A 15,311-nucleotide genomic window follows, 5' to 3' on the forward strand; every position below is an offset into this window, starting at 1 on the left:
GGGATGTGAACAAGCCAAATGCCATCGGGATCGGCGCGCAGAAATGCGCCTCGTCATGGATACACGCGATGCTGCGCGCCCATCCCCAGGCGCATGTCGCGCCGGAAAAGGAACTGGATTTCTTCAGCTATTACTTCGATCGCGGCTATCGCTGGTATGAATCGTTCTTCGACGGCGCAGCCGCCGCGGTCCGCTTCGAAAACTCGCCCAGCTATTTCCACGATCCGCGCGCGCCGGAGCGCGTGCATGGCTATGACCCGGCGATGAAGATTGTGCTGCTGCTGCGCGACCCGGTGGAACGCGCCTACTCCAACCATCTGCACGAGGTGATCAAGGGCCATATCCCGCCCGATCTGAGTTTCGAGGACGGTCTGGAAAACAACCCCTCGTATCTGGAACAATCGCGCTATGGCACGCATCTGGGCCGCTGGCTTCAGGTCTTTCCGCGCGATCAGGTGCTGGTCCTGCTGGCCGAGCATATCGGCAAGGACCCGGCACAGGCCGCGCGACAACTCTATCGCTTCCTTGGCATCGACGCGGATTTCACCACCGGCCTGCTGTCCGAACGGCGCAACGAAAGCGATCGGGCACGCTGGCCGTGGCTGCGTCATCTGCTGCGCGCGCAGGGCGACCGGATGCGCGCGATGGGCTGGGAAGAACATCTGATGCGGATCAAGAAGCTGCCGCCCTTCCGGCAGGTTCTGGCGTCGAACCGGATCGACGTGCGCGCCCAGGTGCCGCCGATGCGGCCCCGGACGCGGCAACGTCTGGTGGACGAACTTGCGGACGAGATGCAGGTGACGGCCCGCTTGCTGGGCCGCGATCCGGTCGAATGGCCCAGCTGGCCCGGATCGCCCTCGTGACCCCATCGTGGACAGGCTGACCCGGCGCGCGGCGATCTGGCGCCGCATCGGGCGCACCGGCGTTCTGGTGCCGCTGACGATCCTGTCGGCGCGGGTGCTGGGCGCCGTGCTGGGGCTGGTTCTCAGCCTGCTGATGGTGCGCGTCATGGGCGCGCACGAGATGGGGCGCGCGCTGACCGCGATGTCGCTGGCGATGCTGCTGCCGATCCTGGCCACGGCAAGCTGCGAGGCCGGCGCGGCGCGTTTCCTGACGCAGGCGCTGTATCGCGAGGAACCTGGCCGCGCCGCAGGATTCATCCGCATGACATGGCAGGTGGCCGGGATCTGCATCCCGGTCGTGATCGCGATCGGCGCGGCGGCGATCCTGCTGCGCGGCGGCGGCGACGGGCTGGTGTTCCTGCTTGCTGTTCTCAGCGTCGCGTTCATGGGACCGCTGCGGATCGGGTCGGCCCATGCGATGGGATTCTCGCGCGTGATCGTCGCCACGCTGCCGGGGACGTTCCTGCGTCCGCTGATGCTGCTGGCGTTTCTGACGCTGTTTCTTCTGGTCTCGCCCACCGCACCGACCGCGTCGGTGGTGCTGACCTGTTTCCTTCTGTCGGCGGCTGCGAATCTGGCGTTGCAACAGCTTCTGCTGCGGCAAGACTATCGCCGGCTTGCGGGCGTTTCGCGCGATCTTGGCCCACGGCGCGACTGGATCGCCTATGGGCTGCAAATCGGCGCGGCGCTGCTGTTCATCGAATACAGCAAGGACATTACCGTGCTGTTCGCCTCGGTCAGCCTGGTGCCGTCGGATGTGGCGCGGCTGTCGGTGGCGCTGTCCTTCGTCGGTTTCGCGCGCTTCGCGGTGATCGCGGTAAACCAAAGCGTCACGCCCGAATTGTCGCGCCGGATCGCGGCGGGCGACGATGCGCATCTGCTGAAGATCGTGGACCGGTCCAACCTGATGAAGATCGTGGCGGCGCTGACCGGGCTGGTCGCGTTCTGGGCGGTGGGACCGGCGCTTCTTGGGCTTTACGATGCCGATTTCGCGCGGGCGTGGTGGCTGCTGCCGGTGCTGATGGCCGATCCGGTCTGTCTTGCGATCTTCGGCCCCTCGTCGAACGTGCTGTCGCTGAGCGGGCATCAGCGGGTGCTGATGACCGTGTCGCTGGTCATGGTGCCGGTCCTGATGGCGCTTGTGGCGTCGGGCGGGTATCTGTTCGGCCTTGGCGGCGCGGCCGTCGGGGCGACGCTGGCCTGGGCCGTCTTCTACGGGGTTCTGTCGCTGCTGGTCTGGCGCGCGCGCGGCGTCAATCTAACGCTTTTCGGCACCCTAACCCGGTGGCAGGCGGGTCGCGCAGGCTGACCGATTCGGTCCCGTCGTCAGGGCGCGGCGCGGCAGCGGCGGGAACATGCGCAAACATGCGCATCCCGCAAAACCATGACGGGCAAAAACCTGCCATTAAAGACAGTTTTCACAATCATTTAGGACGAATTACGGACGATTTTCCGGTGCCGCGACCTGAAACATCTACCGCAGGGTGAATCGGACGCGGCAGAGAACCGAAGAAGTTCATGTGCCGGGCAGGGTTGGGAGTTTCGGACGATCTATTCAATCAGGGGAAGATCGCCCCAGAGTTGCAAACCGGCAGAGGTTCGCCTGCGACAAGATGCATTGTATAGACACTGATCTGAAGCATTGCGATCATTTCCGCAGTCGCTGCACGTTAGGGCTGACAACAGAATTTCCGAAGTGAGTGGTACGATTGAATGACATCCAAAAGCAACGAATTGCCGGCAGGGGGAGGGGACGCGCGCGAGTGGGAACTGGCGGTGTCGCGTTCCGCTTTGCGCGCGGCGTCGGGACAGCCGGATGACTGGTACAGCCGCGGGGGTAAGCGGGTTCTGGACATCGTCGGCACGCTGATCATCTTCGCGACATTCCTGCCCATCATCGTCGTCGTCGCCTGCCTGATGGGCCTGCAAGGCGGCAATGTCATGTTCTGGCATGAACGGGTCGGCCGGAAGGGGCGTTTCTTTCGCTGCTACAAGTTCCGCTCGATGGTGCCCGACGCGGAACGGCGGCTGGAACAGCTGCTGGCCTCGGACCCGCAGGCGCGGGCCGAATGGGACGCCACCCGCAAGCTGGAAGACGATCCCCGCATCACCTTTCTGGGCCGCTTCCTGCGGCGCACCAGCCTGGACGAGTTGCCGCAGCTGTGGAACGTCCTGCGCGGCGACATGAGCCTGGTCGGCCCGCGCCCGGTCACGCAAGAGGAACTGGCCCGCTATGGCGCCTCGGTCGCGGCCTATCTGTCGATCCGCCCCGGCCTGACCGGGCCCTGGCAGGTGAGCGGTCGCAACGACATCTCGTATGACGAACGCGTCAGGATGGATTGCGACTATGCGGCGAATTATTCGCTTTCACGGGATCTGCAGGTGCTGTGGCGGACGGTGTGGGTCGTGGCCGTGCCGAACGGCAAGTGAAGGACGACCGTTCGCCCGCGCAACCGCGAAACAGGAACAGCGCCGCGGCGACAAGATTGGCGACCAGAACGCCCAGCACGACGCCCCAGCCCGCGCCGGCAAAGCCGCCAAGGACAAGCAGAAGGGCAAACACCGCCCCGATGATGAACGCCAGCAGAAATGTTCCGATCATGGGAACGCATTTTACATGAAGCCCTTAGCCAAGCGAACGCTCTTTTCCGCTAAAATGCGTCCCGCCGGCCCCGCGCGTCCGTCCGTCGCCAAGGACACGCTGAAACGATGCTAGACCGCGTCTCGCCCGCAACCCTTTCCGCCAACCGCCTTGGCGGCGCCGAGGTGCTGATCGTCGTGCCGGCGCTGAACGAGGCCGCGACTATCGAGCCCTGCCTGCGCTCGCTGCTGACCGGCGACGCGCGTCTGGCCGAGGTCGATCTGATCGTCGCCGATGGCGGCAGCCGCGACGGAACCGCCGGGATCGTGCGCGGGCTGATGGCCGACTTTCCACGGCTTCGCCTGATCCCGAACTCGGATCGCCTGCAATCGGCGGGCATCAACCACGCCGTCGCCACCTGCGCCGAACCGCGCCACCGCGTACTGGTCCGCGCCGATGCCCATGCGCTGTATCCGCCGGGCTATGCCATGCGCGCCGCCGATCTGCTGGTGCGCCGGGGCGCAGCCTCGGTCGTCGTGCCGATGGATTCGCGCGGGCATGGCTGCTTTCAGAAGGCGGCGGCGTGGATCGTGGACACGCCACTGGGTTCGGGCGGCGCCGCCCATCGCGGCGGCCGGAAATCGCGCGAGGTCGATCACGGCCATCATGCGGCGATGGACCTGGGCTGGTTCCGCAAGCTGGGCGGCTATGACGCAGCCTTCAGCCATAACGAGGACGCGGAGCTGGATCACCGCATCACACAGGCCGGCGGCAGGATCTGGCTGGCCGCCGATCTGCGGCTGGATTACTGGATGCGGCCGACGCTGCGGGCGCTGGCGCGGCAATACTGGAACTATGGCCGGGGTCGCGCCCGGACGGTCCGCAAGCACGGGCTGCGGCCCCGGCTGCGCCAGATCGCCCCGGTTCTGAACCTGATCCTGCTGGGCGCAAGCCTTGTCGCGGCGGCGATGGGCGCGCTTGCCGACTGGCCGGTTCTGGCGGCGCTTGGCCTGCTGTGGCCGCTGCTCTACCTGACCCTGCTTCTCGCGGCCTCGGCCGGCATGGCGATGCGCCATCGCAGCCTGTGCGGGCTGCTTGCGGGTCCGGCGCTGGCGGCGATGCATCTGTCCTGGGGCGCGGGCTTTCTGGCCGGAACGCTGCGGGGAAAGCGATGATGCCCACCCGCGTCGATATCCTGATGTGCACCTTCCGCCGCCCGATGGTGGCAGACGCCATCGCCGCGCTGGCGCGGCTGCGGGACGTGGACGATCTGGCCCTGCGCCTTGTCGTCGCCGACAACGACGACACCGACAGCGCGCGCCGCATCGTCGAACAGGCGGCGGGCGCGCTGCCGTTCGACTGGCTTTATCTGCACGCCCCGGCGCGCAACATCTCGATCGCCCGAAACGCCTGTCTCGACGCCGCCACGGCGGGCGGCGCGCACTGGATCGCCAGCATCGACGACGACGAGATCGCGGACCCGGACTGGCTGGCCGAACTGCTTGCCGCCGTGCGGACGGGCGATGCCGATTGCGCCATCGGCAAGGTCGTGGCCGATTATCCCGACGGAACCCCCGGATGGGTCCGGCAGCTGGATCACCATTCCAGCTTTCCCGAACGCGAAAAGATCCCGACCGCCGACAGCGGCAATGCGATCCTGCGCTGGAAAGACACGCCGTGGCAGGCGCAGCGTTACGATCCGGCCCGGGGCACGGTCGGCGGCGAGGATACCGAGTTCTTCCTGCGTCTGGGCCGCATGGGGATGCGCCGTATCGCCGCCCCCCGTGCCCGTGTGTCCGAGGCCGTGCCGCCCGCGCGCCAGACGCTGGACTGGCTGGCCAGCCGCCGGTTCCGCATGGGCCGCACCCACGCGATCACGGCCGCGACGGCGACGCAAAGGATGCGCCTGCTGTGCACCGCATCCGCCAAGGCAGCCTATTGCCGGATGCAGGAACGCCGGCACGCGGGCGATGAGGCACGGCGCAATTTCTGGTTCCTGCGCGGTCAGCTGCATCGCGGCGTGGTCGCGGAACTGACCACACGCCGCCCGCAGCCCCGCCTGTATGGCGACGATCCGGTATGATGTCGCCGCCGGACGGGACTAGGCTGCGCGTGGCGGTATTCGGCTTCGACGTGGCCGAGGCGTCGCAAATCCGCAGGATCCGCGCCCTGCGCGCGCTTGGCTGCGATGTGACATCGTTCTGCCAGCGCCGCGAAGGCAGCCCCGATTTCACGCCCGACTGGAAGAACGTGGAACTGGGCACCGTCCGGCACCGCGATATTCGCGGGCGCGCCCTGGGGCTTGGCGTGGCGGTGCGGCGCGCGCTGGCGCATTGGCGGGATCTGGTGTCGGCGGATCTGATCGTCGCGCGCAACCTGGATCTGGCGCTGATCGCCCTGACCGCGCGGCGGCTGGCGGCGATGCGGGCGCGGCGGCGTCCGGCGCCGCTGGTCTATGAATGTCTCGATATCCACGATCTGATGACGGATGCGGGCCGCAAGGGAAGGATCATGCGCGCGGTCGAGCGTCGCGTGCTGCAACGTTGTGCCCTTCTGGTCGTGTCCTCGCCGGGCTTCGTCAGCAACTATTTCCGGCCCGTTCAGGGCTATGACGGGCCGCTGGCGGTGGTCGAGAACAAGCTGTGGCTTGGGTCCGACCCCGCAAAGCGGCCCGCGCGCCCCGCCGTGCCGAGGCTGCGCAACGGCCCGCTGGTGCTGGGGCTGGTCGGCTCGATCCGCTGTCAGGCGTCGGTCGATCTGCTGATGGCGACCGCCGACCGGATGGGCGACCGCCTGCGCGTCCGGTTTTCCGGTGCCGTGCATGACCACGCGCTGCGCGATTTCCGCCAACAGGTGGACAGCCGCCCGAACGTCACCTGGACCGGCGGCTATGCCTATCCCGACGGGTTGCCGCAGGCCTATGCGGGCTGCGATCTGGTCTGGGCGCAGGACATGTGGCAGCGCGGGCACAATTCCGACTGGCTGCTGCCCAATCGCATCTACGAGGCCAGCTGGTGCGGCTGCCCCTCGGTCGGGTTGGCCGACACGCAGACCGGGCGCCGCATCCGTCAGGACGGGCTTGGCTGGGTGATCCCGACCCCGACGCCCGAGGCGCTGGCCGGGCTGTTGTCCGGCCTGACGCAGGACGATCTGCACGACCGCGCCAGCGCGCTGCTGGACCGGCCGGAACATGACTTCGTGCAATCCCCGCACGACCTGGAACCGATGCTGGGGCCGGCCCGCGCGGGCTGACGCCGCCCCCGCCTGTCAGGTCACCTTATCGCCCGCCGCCACGCGTTCGCCGTCCACCCGGATCCGCAGCTCGTCTTGGTCCGCCGCGCGGTCGACCTCGATCCGGCGGGTTTTGCCGTCCAGTCGCAGTGTCGCGGCAAAGCCCGGCCAGCTGTCGGGAATGTTGGGGTCGATGGTGAAGCCGCCCTGTCTGCGGGTGATGCCCAGAAGACCCTCGACCGCGGCGCGATACATCCAGCCGGCGGACCCGGTATACCAGGTCCAGCCGCCCCGCCCCAGCTTGTCGCGCGCGCCATAGATGTCGGCGGCGATGACATAGGGTTCGACACGATAGGTTTCGGCCGCGCCCGGATCGTGCGAGTGGCTGATCGGGTTCAGCGCATCGAACAGCATATGGGCGCGGTTGCCGTCGCCCGACCGCGCCAGCGCATGGATCATCCACGCGGCGGCATGGGTGTATTGCCCGCCATTCTCGCGCACGCCGGGCGGATAGGACTTGATGTAGCCCGGTTCCTGCACGGTGTCGCGGAAGGCGGGGGTGAACAGCCGCATGATCCGCGCCTCGCGGTCGAACAGATGCGACAGCGCCTGATTGACGCCCTGCTGCGCCCGGTCGGGGCGGCCCGCCTCCGACATCAGCGCCCAGCTTTGCGCGATGCTGTCGATGCGGCATTCGTCGCTGTCGGCCGACCCCAGGGGCGTGCCGTCGTCGAAAAAGCCGCGCCGATACCAGGCGCCGTCCCAGCCCGGCCCGTCCAGCGCCGCCGCCACCGATTTGCGGTGCGCCCGCCAGGCGGTGGCGCGGTCGGTGTCGCCGCGTTCATCGGCGACGGGCGCGAAGGCGTCGATGGTCGCGCACAGGAACCAGCCCAGCCAGACGCTTTCGCCCTTGCCGGCCTCTCCGACCCGGTTCATGCCGTCGTTCCAGTCACCGCCAAGGATCAGCGGAAGACCGTTGCGGCCGGTGCGCGACACCGCCAGATCCAGCGCATTCGCGCAGTGGTCGTAAAGCGACGCCTCGGCCCCCGAGGGTTCGGGCTGGAAGAACCGGTCATGCTGGCCCGGTTCCAGCGCCGGGCCGGCCAGATAGGGGACGGTCTCGTCCAGAATGGCGCGGTCGCCGGTCGCGGCCAGATAGATCGCGGTGACATGGCCCAGCCAGACGACGTCGTCGGCGATCATGGTGCGGACGCCGGCGCCGGTGCCGGGCAGCCACCAGTGCTGCACGTCGCCTTCGGCGAACTGCCGCCCCGCCGCGTTCAGGATCTGCCTGCGGCACAGCGACGGGTCCTGCAGGATCAGCGCGCTGGTATCCTGCAACTGGTCGCGGAACCCGAACGCGCCCGACGCCTGATAAAAGGCGGTGCGCGCCCGGATCCGGCACGCCAGCGCCTGATAGGGCAGCCACGCGTTCACCAGCAGGTCCAGCTTGCTGTCGGGCGTCTCGACCTGCAGCGTTCCCAGAACGCCGTCCCAATCGTCCCGCGCGGCGGAAATGGCATCGTCGAACGCGCCCGGACGGCGCGCGGTCTCGATCACCTGCGGCAGCGATGCAGCGTCGCTGTTGGCAAGGATCAGCGTCGTCTCGGCCGTCTCGCCGGGGGCAATGGACAGCGGCCAGCGGATCGCGGCGCAGGGATCGCCCTCGGCCTCGATGCCGTCGCCATGGGCCGCACCATCGGGCCGCGGCCACGATGTCACCGCCGCCGGGCACGAGATCGCGCCCTCGCGGCCCAGAAACGCCGTGCGAGAGCCGCAATGCGCGTCGATCCGGCGGTCGCAGGTCAGCGCGGTGACGCGGTCGGCATACTGCATCGAAAAGGGGTTGCGCGCGGTCACCGCCGCCACTTCGGAATCAAAGCCGGTCTGGACCATCGGCGCGGTCAGCGTGCCGTCCGTGCCCAGCACAAGCTGGGCATAGGCGATGCCTTGCAGATGCAGGTGCCGGTCCGTCCGGTTGGTGACGCGCAGCCGGGTCAGACGGGCCGGAACGTCGCGGGCCAGCGTCATCACCGCCTCGATCGCGACCCATCCGTGATCGGCGGTAAAGCGCGAATATCCCAGCCCGTGCGCGACCTCGAACACCGCGTCGCCCGGATCGGACGTGGCAAGGAAGGGCGTGGCGACGCTGCCGGTGGCGGGGTCGTGGACAAGGATCGTCTCGGCCGGCGTGTTGGTGACCGGGTCGTTCGACCACGGCGTGATGCGATAGTCGCGCGAGTTCACCGCCCAGCTATAGGGCGCGCCCTCGGCCGAGACGTGAAAGCCGAAATCCTCGCGCGCGATCACGTTGATCCACGGATGCGGCGTCTGCCGGTCATGGGTAAGACGCAGCACGTATTCGCGCCCGTCGGGGGAAAATCCGCCGAACCCGTTCCAGAATTCCAGCTGCGACCGCGACGCGGGCATGGGCCGGGGATCGTCGGGCAGACGCGGTCCGCATCGTTGCGCCCCGCCCGGCTGCGCCGCCGCCTCGCGCAGGCGCGCCAGCTGGTCGGACAGCTTGCCGTTGCGGGTATGCAGCATGATGCGCGCGGCGGAAATCAGCGTGTCGAAGCTGGTCTTGCTGATCTGGTCGCGCCGCACGGAATGGGCGTGATGCGGGCCGGACTGGCCGGCCGCATAGACCGCCGCATCGACCAGCGTCTTGATCGCGTGCTGCAATTCCTGGGCATAGCTGGTGGGGCGTTCGTTCAGGATCACCAGATCGTGCACCACGCCGCGCGCAAGCAGGAAGGTGTGCATCCGCATGGCGTTGCGGATGATCGGCAGATCGGCCTCGTTGTCGATGCGCAACAGCAGGATCGGCACATCGCCCGAAATGCCCATCGGCCACAACTCGTTCTGCTGGCCCAGCTCGCTGCGGCGCTGCGCGGTGGCGGCCAGACGCAGATCGGGCCAGATCAGCAATGTCGCGAACTGCCGGAACAGCTTTGCCTCGTCCAGCGTGACCCCCAGATGGCGCAGCTGCACCTGCGAATAGGTCCAGGCCAGCCGCAATTCATGCTCGAAACAGGCCGGGCGGGTGAAATGCGTGGCCAGGCTGGTGCAGTCCTCGGCGCTGTCGGCGACCAGCGTCCAGAAGGTCATGGCCACCGATTTTCCGGCCGGCACGCGGACGTGACGCCTGATGGCGAAGATCGGGTCCAGCGTGTATCCCTGCCGCCCCGACAGGGTCGCGCCGCTGTCCATCGCGGCGGCGTTGGCCAGATCGCGGCCGCGGCCCAGAAAGGCGCGCCGGTCGGTCTCGGCCTCGGTCGCGGGGGTCAGCGCGCCGTCGGGGCCGGTCACCAGATGCGCCAGATACAGCGACTTTCCATGCGGATCGCGGGGCCGGCGCCGCGCCACGATCAGCGCGCCGTCGTTGCGGATCTCGGTTTCGACGAACATCTTGGAAAAGGCCGGATGGGCGCGGTCGGATGCCGGATCGTCCAGCACGATTTCGCCGTAAGATGTCACCTCGATGGTCCGGTCGCGGCCCGACAGGTTGCGCAGGGTCAGGCGGCGGCCGTCGGCGTTGCCCTCGGTCGCGGCGATGATCTCAAGCCGGCTTTCGATCGCGTTCGCGGTCTTGAAGAATTCCGCCTTGTGGTCGGAAAAGACCGCCGTGCTGCGTTCGTCGGGGCCGCTGCACGGGGAATGGGTGGCCGACCACCATTCGCTGGACTGCATGTCGCGCATGAACAGATGGATGCCGCCATCGTCCCGCGTCGGGTCGGGCGACCAGCGGTTCAGCGCGACATTGCCCAGCATCGCCCGCCCGGCGCCGGTCGAGGACACGAAGACCGTGAAGGCGGCGGTGGACATCAGCGCGACCTCGCGTTCGGCCCGGCCGGGTTCGGTGACGATGGACAGCGTCTCGCCCCCTGTCAGCAGCGCGTCGCGCCCCAGACCGGGCGCGGCCGGCGCGCGCGTCACCGGCGTGATGTCGCGCGGCGTCTTTTCCTGCAACAGCAGTTCGGAGGCGCGCACCACCGGATCGGCGTGGAACCGTTCGCGATGGATGCCGTCCAGAACCGCGTTGGCGATGGCCATCATCGACATGCCGTGATGATGGGCCATGACGTTCTTCACGACGCTGTGGCTGGTCCCCTCGCGCTGGCGGGTGGGGGTGAAATCGACCGCGTCATAGAACCCGAACCGGCCTTCGGCGCCCAGATCGCGCAGCGCGGCTAGGTTGCGGATCGCCGCCTGCGGATTGATCTGCGCCGCCAGGATCGAGGCATAGGGCGCGACCACGTAATCGCCGCCCGACCGCTTCAACGCCAGGCGCGGAACGCCGAAGGCGTAATACTGATAGTTCATGTCGCGGTCGCGCGCGTTGAATGCGCTTTCGGAGATGCCCCAGGGCAGGCCGTGCGACCGGCCCCATTCGATCTGCACCGTCACCGCCATCTTGTCGGCCAGGTTCAGGATGCCGCCCTGCCGTTCTTTCAGCAACAGCGGCGGCATCAGATATTCGAACATGCTGCCCGACCAGGACAGCAGCGCGCCCTGATGCCCGATCATGGCAAAGGGCCGGCCAAGGCGCGACCAGTGTTCCTTGCCCAGATCGCCCTTGGCGATGGCCAGAAAGCTGGTCAGCCGCGCCTCGGACGCCAGCAGATCGTAGCGGCTGCCGTCCAGCGTCTGGTCGTCGGCGCGATAGCCGATGGACATCAGCGATTTCTCGGGATCGACGAACAGCTTGAAATCCATGCGGAACGCCAGCAGCCGCGCGCGTTCGGCCAGAAGCCTTGTCTGCTGCACGAAGCTGTCCAGCGACGCGTTGCCGTTGGCGGCCGGGCCCAGCACGTCGGCGGTGTCGCGCGCCAGCGCCTTCGACCAGGCCAGCACCTCGGCCGCCTCACCGCCGGGGGTGGCGGCGTCCAGTTCCCGCGCCAAACGGCAGATCGCCTCGGCCCGGCTGTTCAGCTGCGCGGCGGCGACCGGGTCGGACAGCGGCCCGTCCAGCGTCTGGTCCAGCGACTGGGCATAGCCCTGCAAGGCCGCGGTCAGCGCCCCCTGAAGGTCGCGCAGCGCGCGGCGGTCATCGCTCAGCCGGTCCAGCTCGTCGCGCAGGATGTCCAGCGTGTCGCGCAGGCCCAGCGTGACGGGCATCCGCACCGAGGGCGCGTTGGCGGCCCATCCGCGCAGCCCCGCCGACAGCGCGATCAGCATCCCCGCCAGATTGCCGCTGTCGACCGAGGACAGATAGGGCGCGGGCAGCACCGCCAGCGTTCTGGTGTCATACCAGTTGAAGAAATGCCCGCGCAGCCGCGACATCCGTTCCATCGTGGCGATGGTGGCCTCGATCCGGGTCAGCGCCGTGTCCAGCCCGATCCAGCCGAAATCGCGCGCCGACATGACCGACATCAGGTAAAGGCCGATATTGGTGGGCGATGTGCGCTCGGCCAGTTTGGGCGCAGGCAGTTCCTGATAATTGTCGGGCGGCAGGTGGTGGGTCGTCTCGTCCACGAACTCGTCGAAATAGCGCCAGATGCGGCGGGCGATGCGGCGCAGCTCGGCCTTGTCCTCGGCCGAGATCTGCAACTTGTCCACGGTCTCCAGCGACCGCGAGGCGCGCGACGTGATCAGCGGTGCGGCGATCCACAGCGCCCCGAACAGCAGCGCGACCGGCAGGGCGGTGGGGTTGATCGCGGCGGTCAGCAGGATCGCGCCGCCGCCGATCAGCGGCGAGACGATCATCCGCCGGTATTCGGCCGCCACATCGACGCCGCCCGCCCGGCCGGCCTGCTGCGAGGGCGTCCATTCCAGCAGGTTGCGGCGCGTGACGATCAGCCGCCACAGCGTGCGAAAGATCGCGTCCAGCGTCGATCCGGCGCGGTGCGCGATCGTGGCCAGCCGCAGGCCGAACTGCGTGAACGAGATGCGGGCGTCGCGCAGCACCTGATGGATATGGTATTCCCACGACACGCCGTATTGGCGGCGGATCACCTTGGTGTCGATCTGCAGGATCGGCACCAGCACCATCAGCAGGATCAGCGCCAGTTGCCAAAGCGCGGCCGTGGTGCCGGGCAGCAGCAGCCACCCCGCGACCGAGGTCGCAAGCCAGCCCGGCGCGATCAGCGAGCGGCGCAGATTGTCCAGCATCTTGAACCGCGCCAGCCCGTCCAGCCCGTTGCCCGGCGTCAGGATCATCGGCAGCAACTGCCAGTCGCCGCGCATCCAGCGATGCTGCCGCGCCGCCTCGGTCGCATAGCGGATCGGGAAATTCTCGACCACCTCGATATCGGATACCAGCGCCGCGCGCGCCAGGCTGCCTTCCAGCAGATCGTGGCTGAGAACGGCGTTTTCCGGCACCCGCCCCGCCATCGCCGCCTGAAACGCATCGACATCGTAGATGCCCTTGCCGGTAAAGCTGCCCTGCCCGAACAGATCCTGATAAAGATCCGAGACGGCAAAGACATAGGGGTCCAGCCCCCGGTTGGCCGAAAACGCCCGCTGGAATACCGACGCATCTGTCCCGGTCGTCAGGGACGGCGTGACGCGCGGCTGCATGATCGCATGTCCTCGGATCACGATGCCGTCGGGGTCGCTGACAGGCGTGTTGACCGGATGCGCCATCTTGCCGGCCAGTGCCGCGACCGTGTCGCGCGGCAGGCGCGTGTCGCTGTCCAGCGTCACGACATAGCGCACCCCCTCGGGCGGGGTCGGGCCGGTGGACACGAAGCTGGTGCCGGTCTGGCCGCGCAGCAGCATGTTCAGTTCGGTCAATTTGCCGCGCTTGCGTTCCCAGCCCATCCAGACCCGGTCCGAGGCGCTCCACTGACGCCGGCGATGCAGCAGGAAAAAGCGCCGGACGCCGCCATGGGCGTAATGCTCGGCCAGCTCCTCGATCCGGTCGCTGGCATGGTCCAGCAGCGCCTGGTCGCGCGGCCGGGTCTCGGTCGCCGCATCGCCCCAGTCGCTGAGCAGCGCGAAAAAGATCTCGTTCTGCGGATTGGCCAGGTAATGCGATTCCAGCGTGTCCACCAGCTCGTCGATCTCGTCCATGCTGGTGATCAGGCAGGGAATGACCACAAGGGTCCGGGCCTCGGCGGGCAGGCCGTCGCGGAAATCATAGCCCGCCAGACAGCGCGGCGACAGGCTGCGCGCGGCCAGAAACGCCAGCGCCTGCATCGCCGTCTCGCTGGCTGGCACCAGCGCCAGCGCCAGCAGGACCCCGAACTGCCAGCCCGGCAGGTTCTGGGGCAGCGCCCACGCCATGATCGCCAGCAGGGCCACGGTCAGGATCAGCAGCGGCAGTTGCAGCGACCACCAGCCCAGCCAGCGCGTCAATGCCCCGATCATCTCGTGCAGCGATTTGCGCCCGCCCGCCAGCTTCTGGAATCGGAACCGGTCCTCGCCGACCAGAAGATGGCCGATTTCGACCTGCCCGTTCACGTCCGGCCCGCGCGCCCCGCCCCGGTCGGCGGTCCGCCCGGCATCGGCGGCGGCGGTATCCAGCGCCAGTCTTGCGACCTCGATCTCGCTCAGCTTGGATCGGCGTGCCGTCCGCTCGACCGCCGAGCGATAGGCGGTGCGTGTCGTCTGGTCCAGCCGCGTGAATTCGGATTCCCGCGACAGCATCCGGTCGACATGGCTGACATCCTCGAACCAGTCCAGCCAGTCGATTTCGCCCATCCGCCGCAGGCTGTTGATGATGTTGCCCACCGTGACGTTGCCGGCCGATTGCTGGGCGTATTCGCGCTGCACCGCGCGTTCCAGCGCGCGCTGATCGCCCCATCGCCGTTCCAGCGCGGACAGCGCCGCCTGCGCGTCCGCAGCCCCCTCGCGCAGGCGATACAGCAGCTGCGCGGCGACGGTGTCGCGAAAGACCAGATCGCCGTGCCGCTCGATGATGGCGGCGGCGTTCTGGGGATGGTCGGCCACCGAATCGGCGATCTCGTTGGCGGTGTTGCGGCATTTGCGCGCCAGCGAGACGCGGTCGGTCATCCGCCGCAGGTTTTCCACCAGAACATAGCGCAGAAACGCGGGCACCGCCCATAATTCCGCAATGTCCAGCGTCGCCACCGACTGGAACCCATGCAGGAATTCGGACAGGTCGGCCGCCTTGACCTCGGAATTGGTCAGCGCGACGAAATACCACGCGATCAGCAGGCTGCGCGGCGTGCGCCCGCCGCCGGACAACACCACCTCGTGCTGGCGCCGCAGGAACGCGCCGTCGAACCCCTGCCGCAGCTGGCGCAGGTTTTCCTCGACCATGTGATAATTGTCGATCAGCCATTCCGCCGCCGGGGTGATCAGCTCGTCCCGCTCGGCCGCGGCGACGGTGTCCAGATAGTTGCTGCGGATCGCGGCCTGATTGTCGATCAGCCGCCTGACGGGCGCGACCGGAACCTCGGCAAATTCGGGAAAGCGGTGCGCGGCCAGATCGCGCCCCGCCTCGGACAGCGACTTGGCGGTCCACAATTCGACCCGGATCGGCGCCGAGATATCGGGGATCGCCGACATCCCCTGACCGTCCCACGCGCCGCCCTTGATCCGGTTGAACATCCTGCAAACTCCCTTCGCCGTGGCGGGACATCCCGACTGTAGCACAAGACCGGATCGAAGCGCCCGCTTTCGATGAT

The 15,311-nt window shown here is 68.0% G+C and carries 7 protein-coding genes; 6 read left to right on the forward strand and 1 reads right to left on the reverse strand.

The window, feature by feature from the left end; translation table 11 throughout:
- Positions 1-5: 5 nt before the first annotated feature.
- From JHW45_RS17145 to JHW45_RS17170, 6 genes are all read left to right on the forward strand, one after another.
- Positions 6-863, forward strand: coding sequence for a sulfotransferase domain-containing protein (locus tag JHW45_RS17145; protein ID WP_272858793.1), 858 nt, complete (start codon positions 6-8; stop codon positions 861-863).
- Positions 864-870: 7 nt separating this feature from the next.
- On the forward strand, positions 871-2,211 hold the full coding sequence (locus tag JHW45_RS17150) for a lipopolysaccharide biosynthesis protein (RefSeq protein WP_272858794.1): 1,341 nt from the start codon (positions 871-873) through the stop codon (positions 2,209-2,211).
- 404 nt (positions 2,212-2,615) lie between these two features.
- On the forward strand, positions 2,616-3,332 hold the full coding sequence (locus JHW45_RS17155) for a sugar transferase (RefSeq protein WP_272858795.1): 717 nt from the start codon (positions 2,616-2,618) through the stop codon (positions 3,330-3,332).
- Positions 3,333-3,611: 279 nt separating this feature from the next.
- Positions 3,612-4,658, forward strand: a complete 1,047-nt coding sequence (locus JHW45_RS17160; protein ID WP_272858796.1) for a glycosyltransferase family 2 protein — start codon at positions 3,612-3,614, stop codon at positions 4,656-4,658.
- Positions 4,655-5,566 (forward strand): glycosyltransferase family 2 protein, encoded by a 912-nt coding sequence (locus JHW45_RS17165; protein WP_272858797.1) that lies wholly within the window; start codon positions 4,655-4,657, stop codon positions 5,564-5,566. Before JHW45_RS17160 ends, JHW45_RS17165 begins: the two co-directional genes overlap by 4 nt.
- Positions 5,563-6,735, forward strand: coding sequence for a glycosyltransferase (locus JHW45_RS17170; protein ID WP_272858798.1), 1,173 nt, complete (start codon positions 5,563-5,565; stop codon positions 6,733-6,735). Before JHW45_RS17165 ends, JHW45_RS17170 begins: the two co-directional genes overlap by 4 nt.
- A 15-nt stretch (positions 6,736-6,750) precedes the next feature.
- Here JHW45_RS17170 and JHW45_RS17175 read toward each other — a convergent pair whose 3' ends face one another.
- Positions 6,751-15,234 carry a glycoside hydrolase family 94 protein gene (locus JHW45_RS17175; protein ID WP_272858799.1) on the reverse strand — a complete coding sequence of 2,828 codons (8,484 nt, stop codon included), beginning with the start codon at positions 15,232-15,234 and terminating at the stop codon, positions 6,751-6,753.
- Positions 15,235-15,311 lie beyond the last annotated feature (77 nt).

The organism is Paracoccus stylophorae (genome assembly GCF_028553765.1).
Lineage (GTDB): Bacteria > Pseudomonadota > Alphaproteobacteria > Rhodobacterales > Rhodobacteraceae > Paracoccus > Paracoccus stylophorae.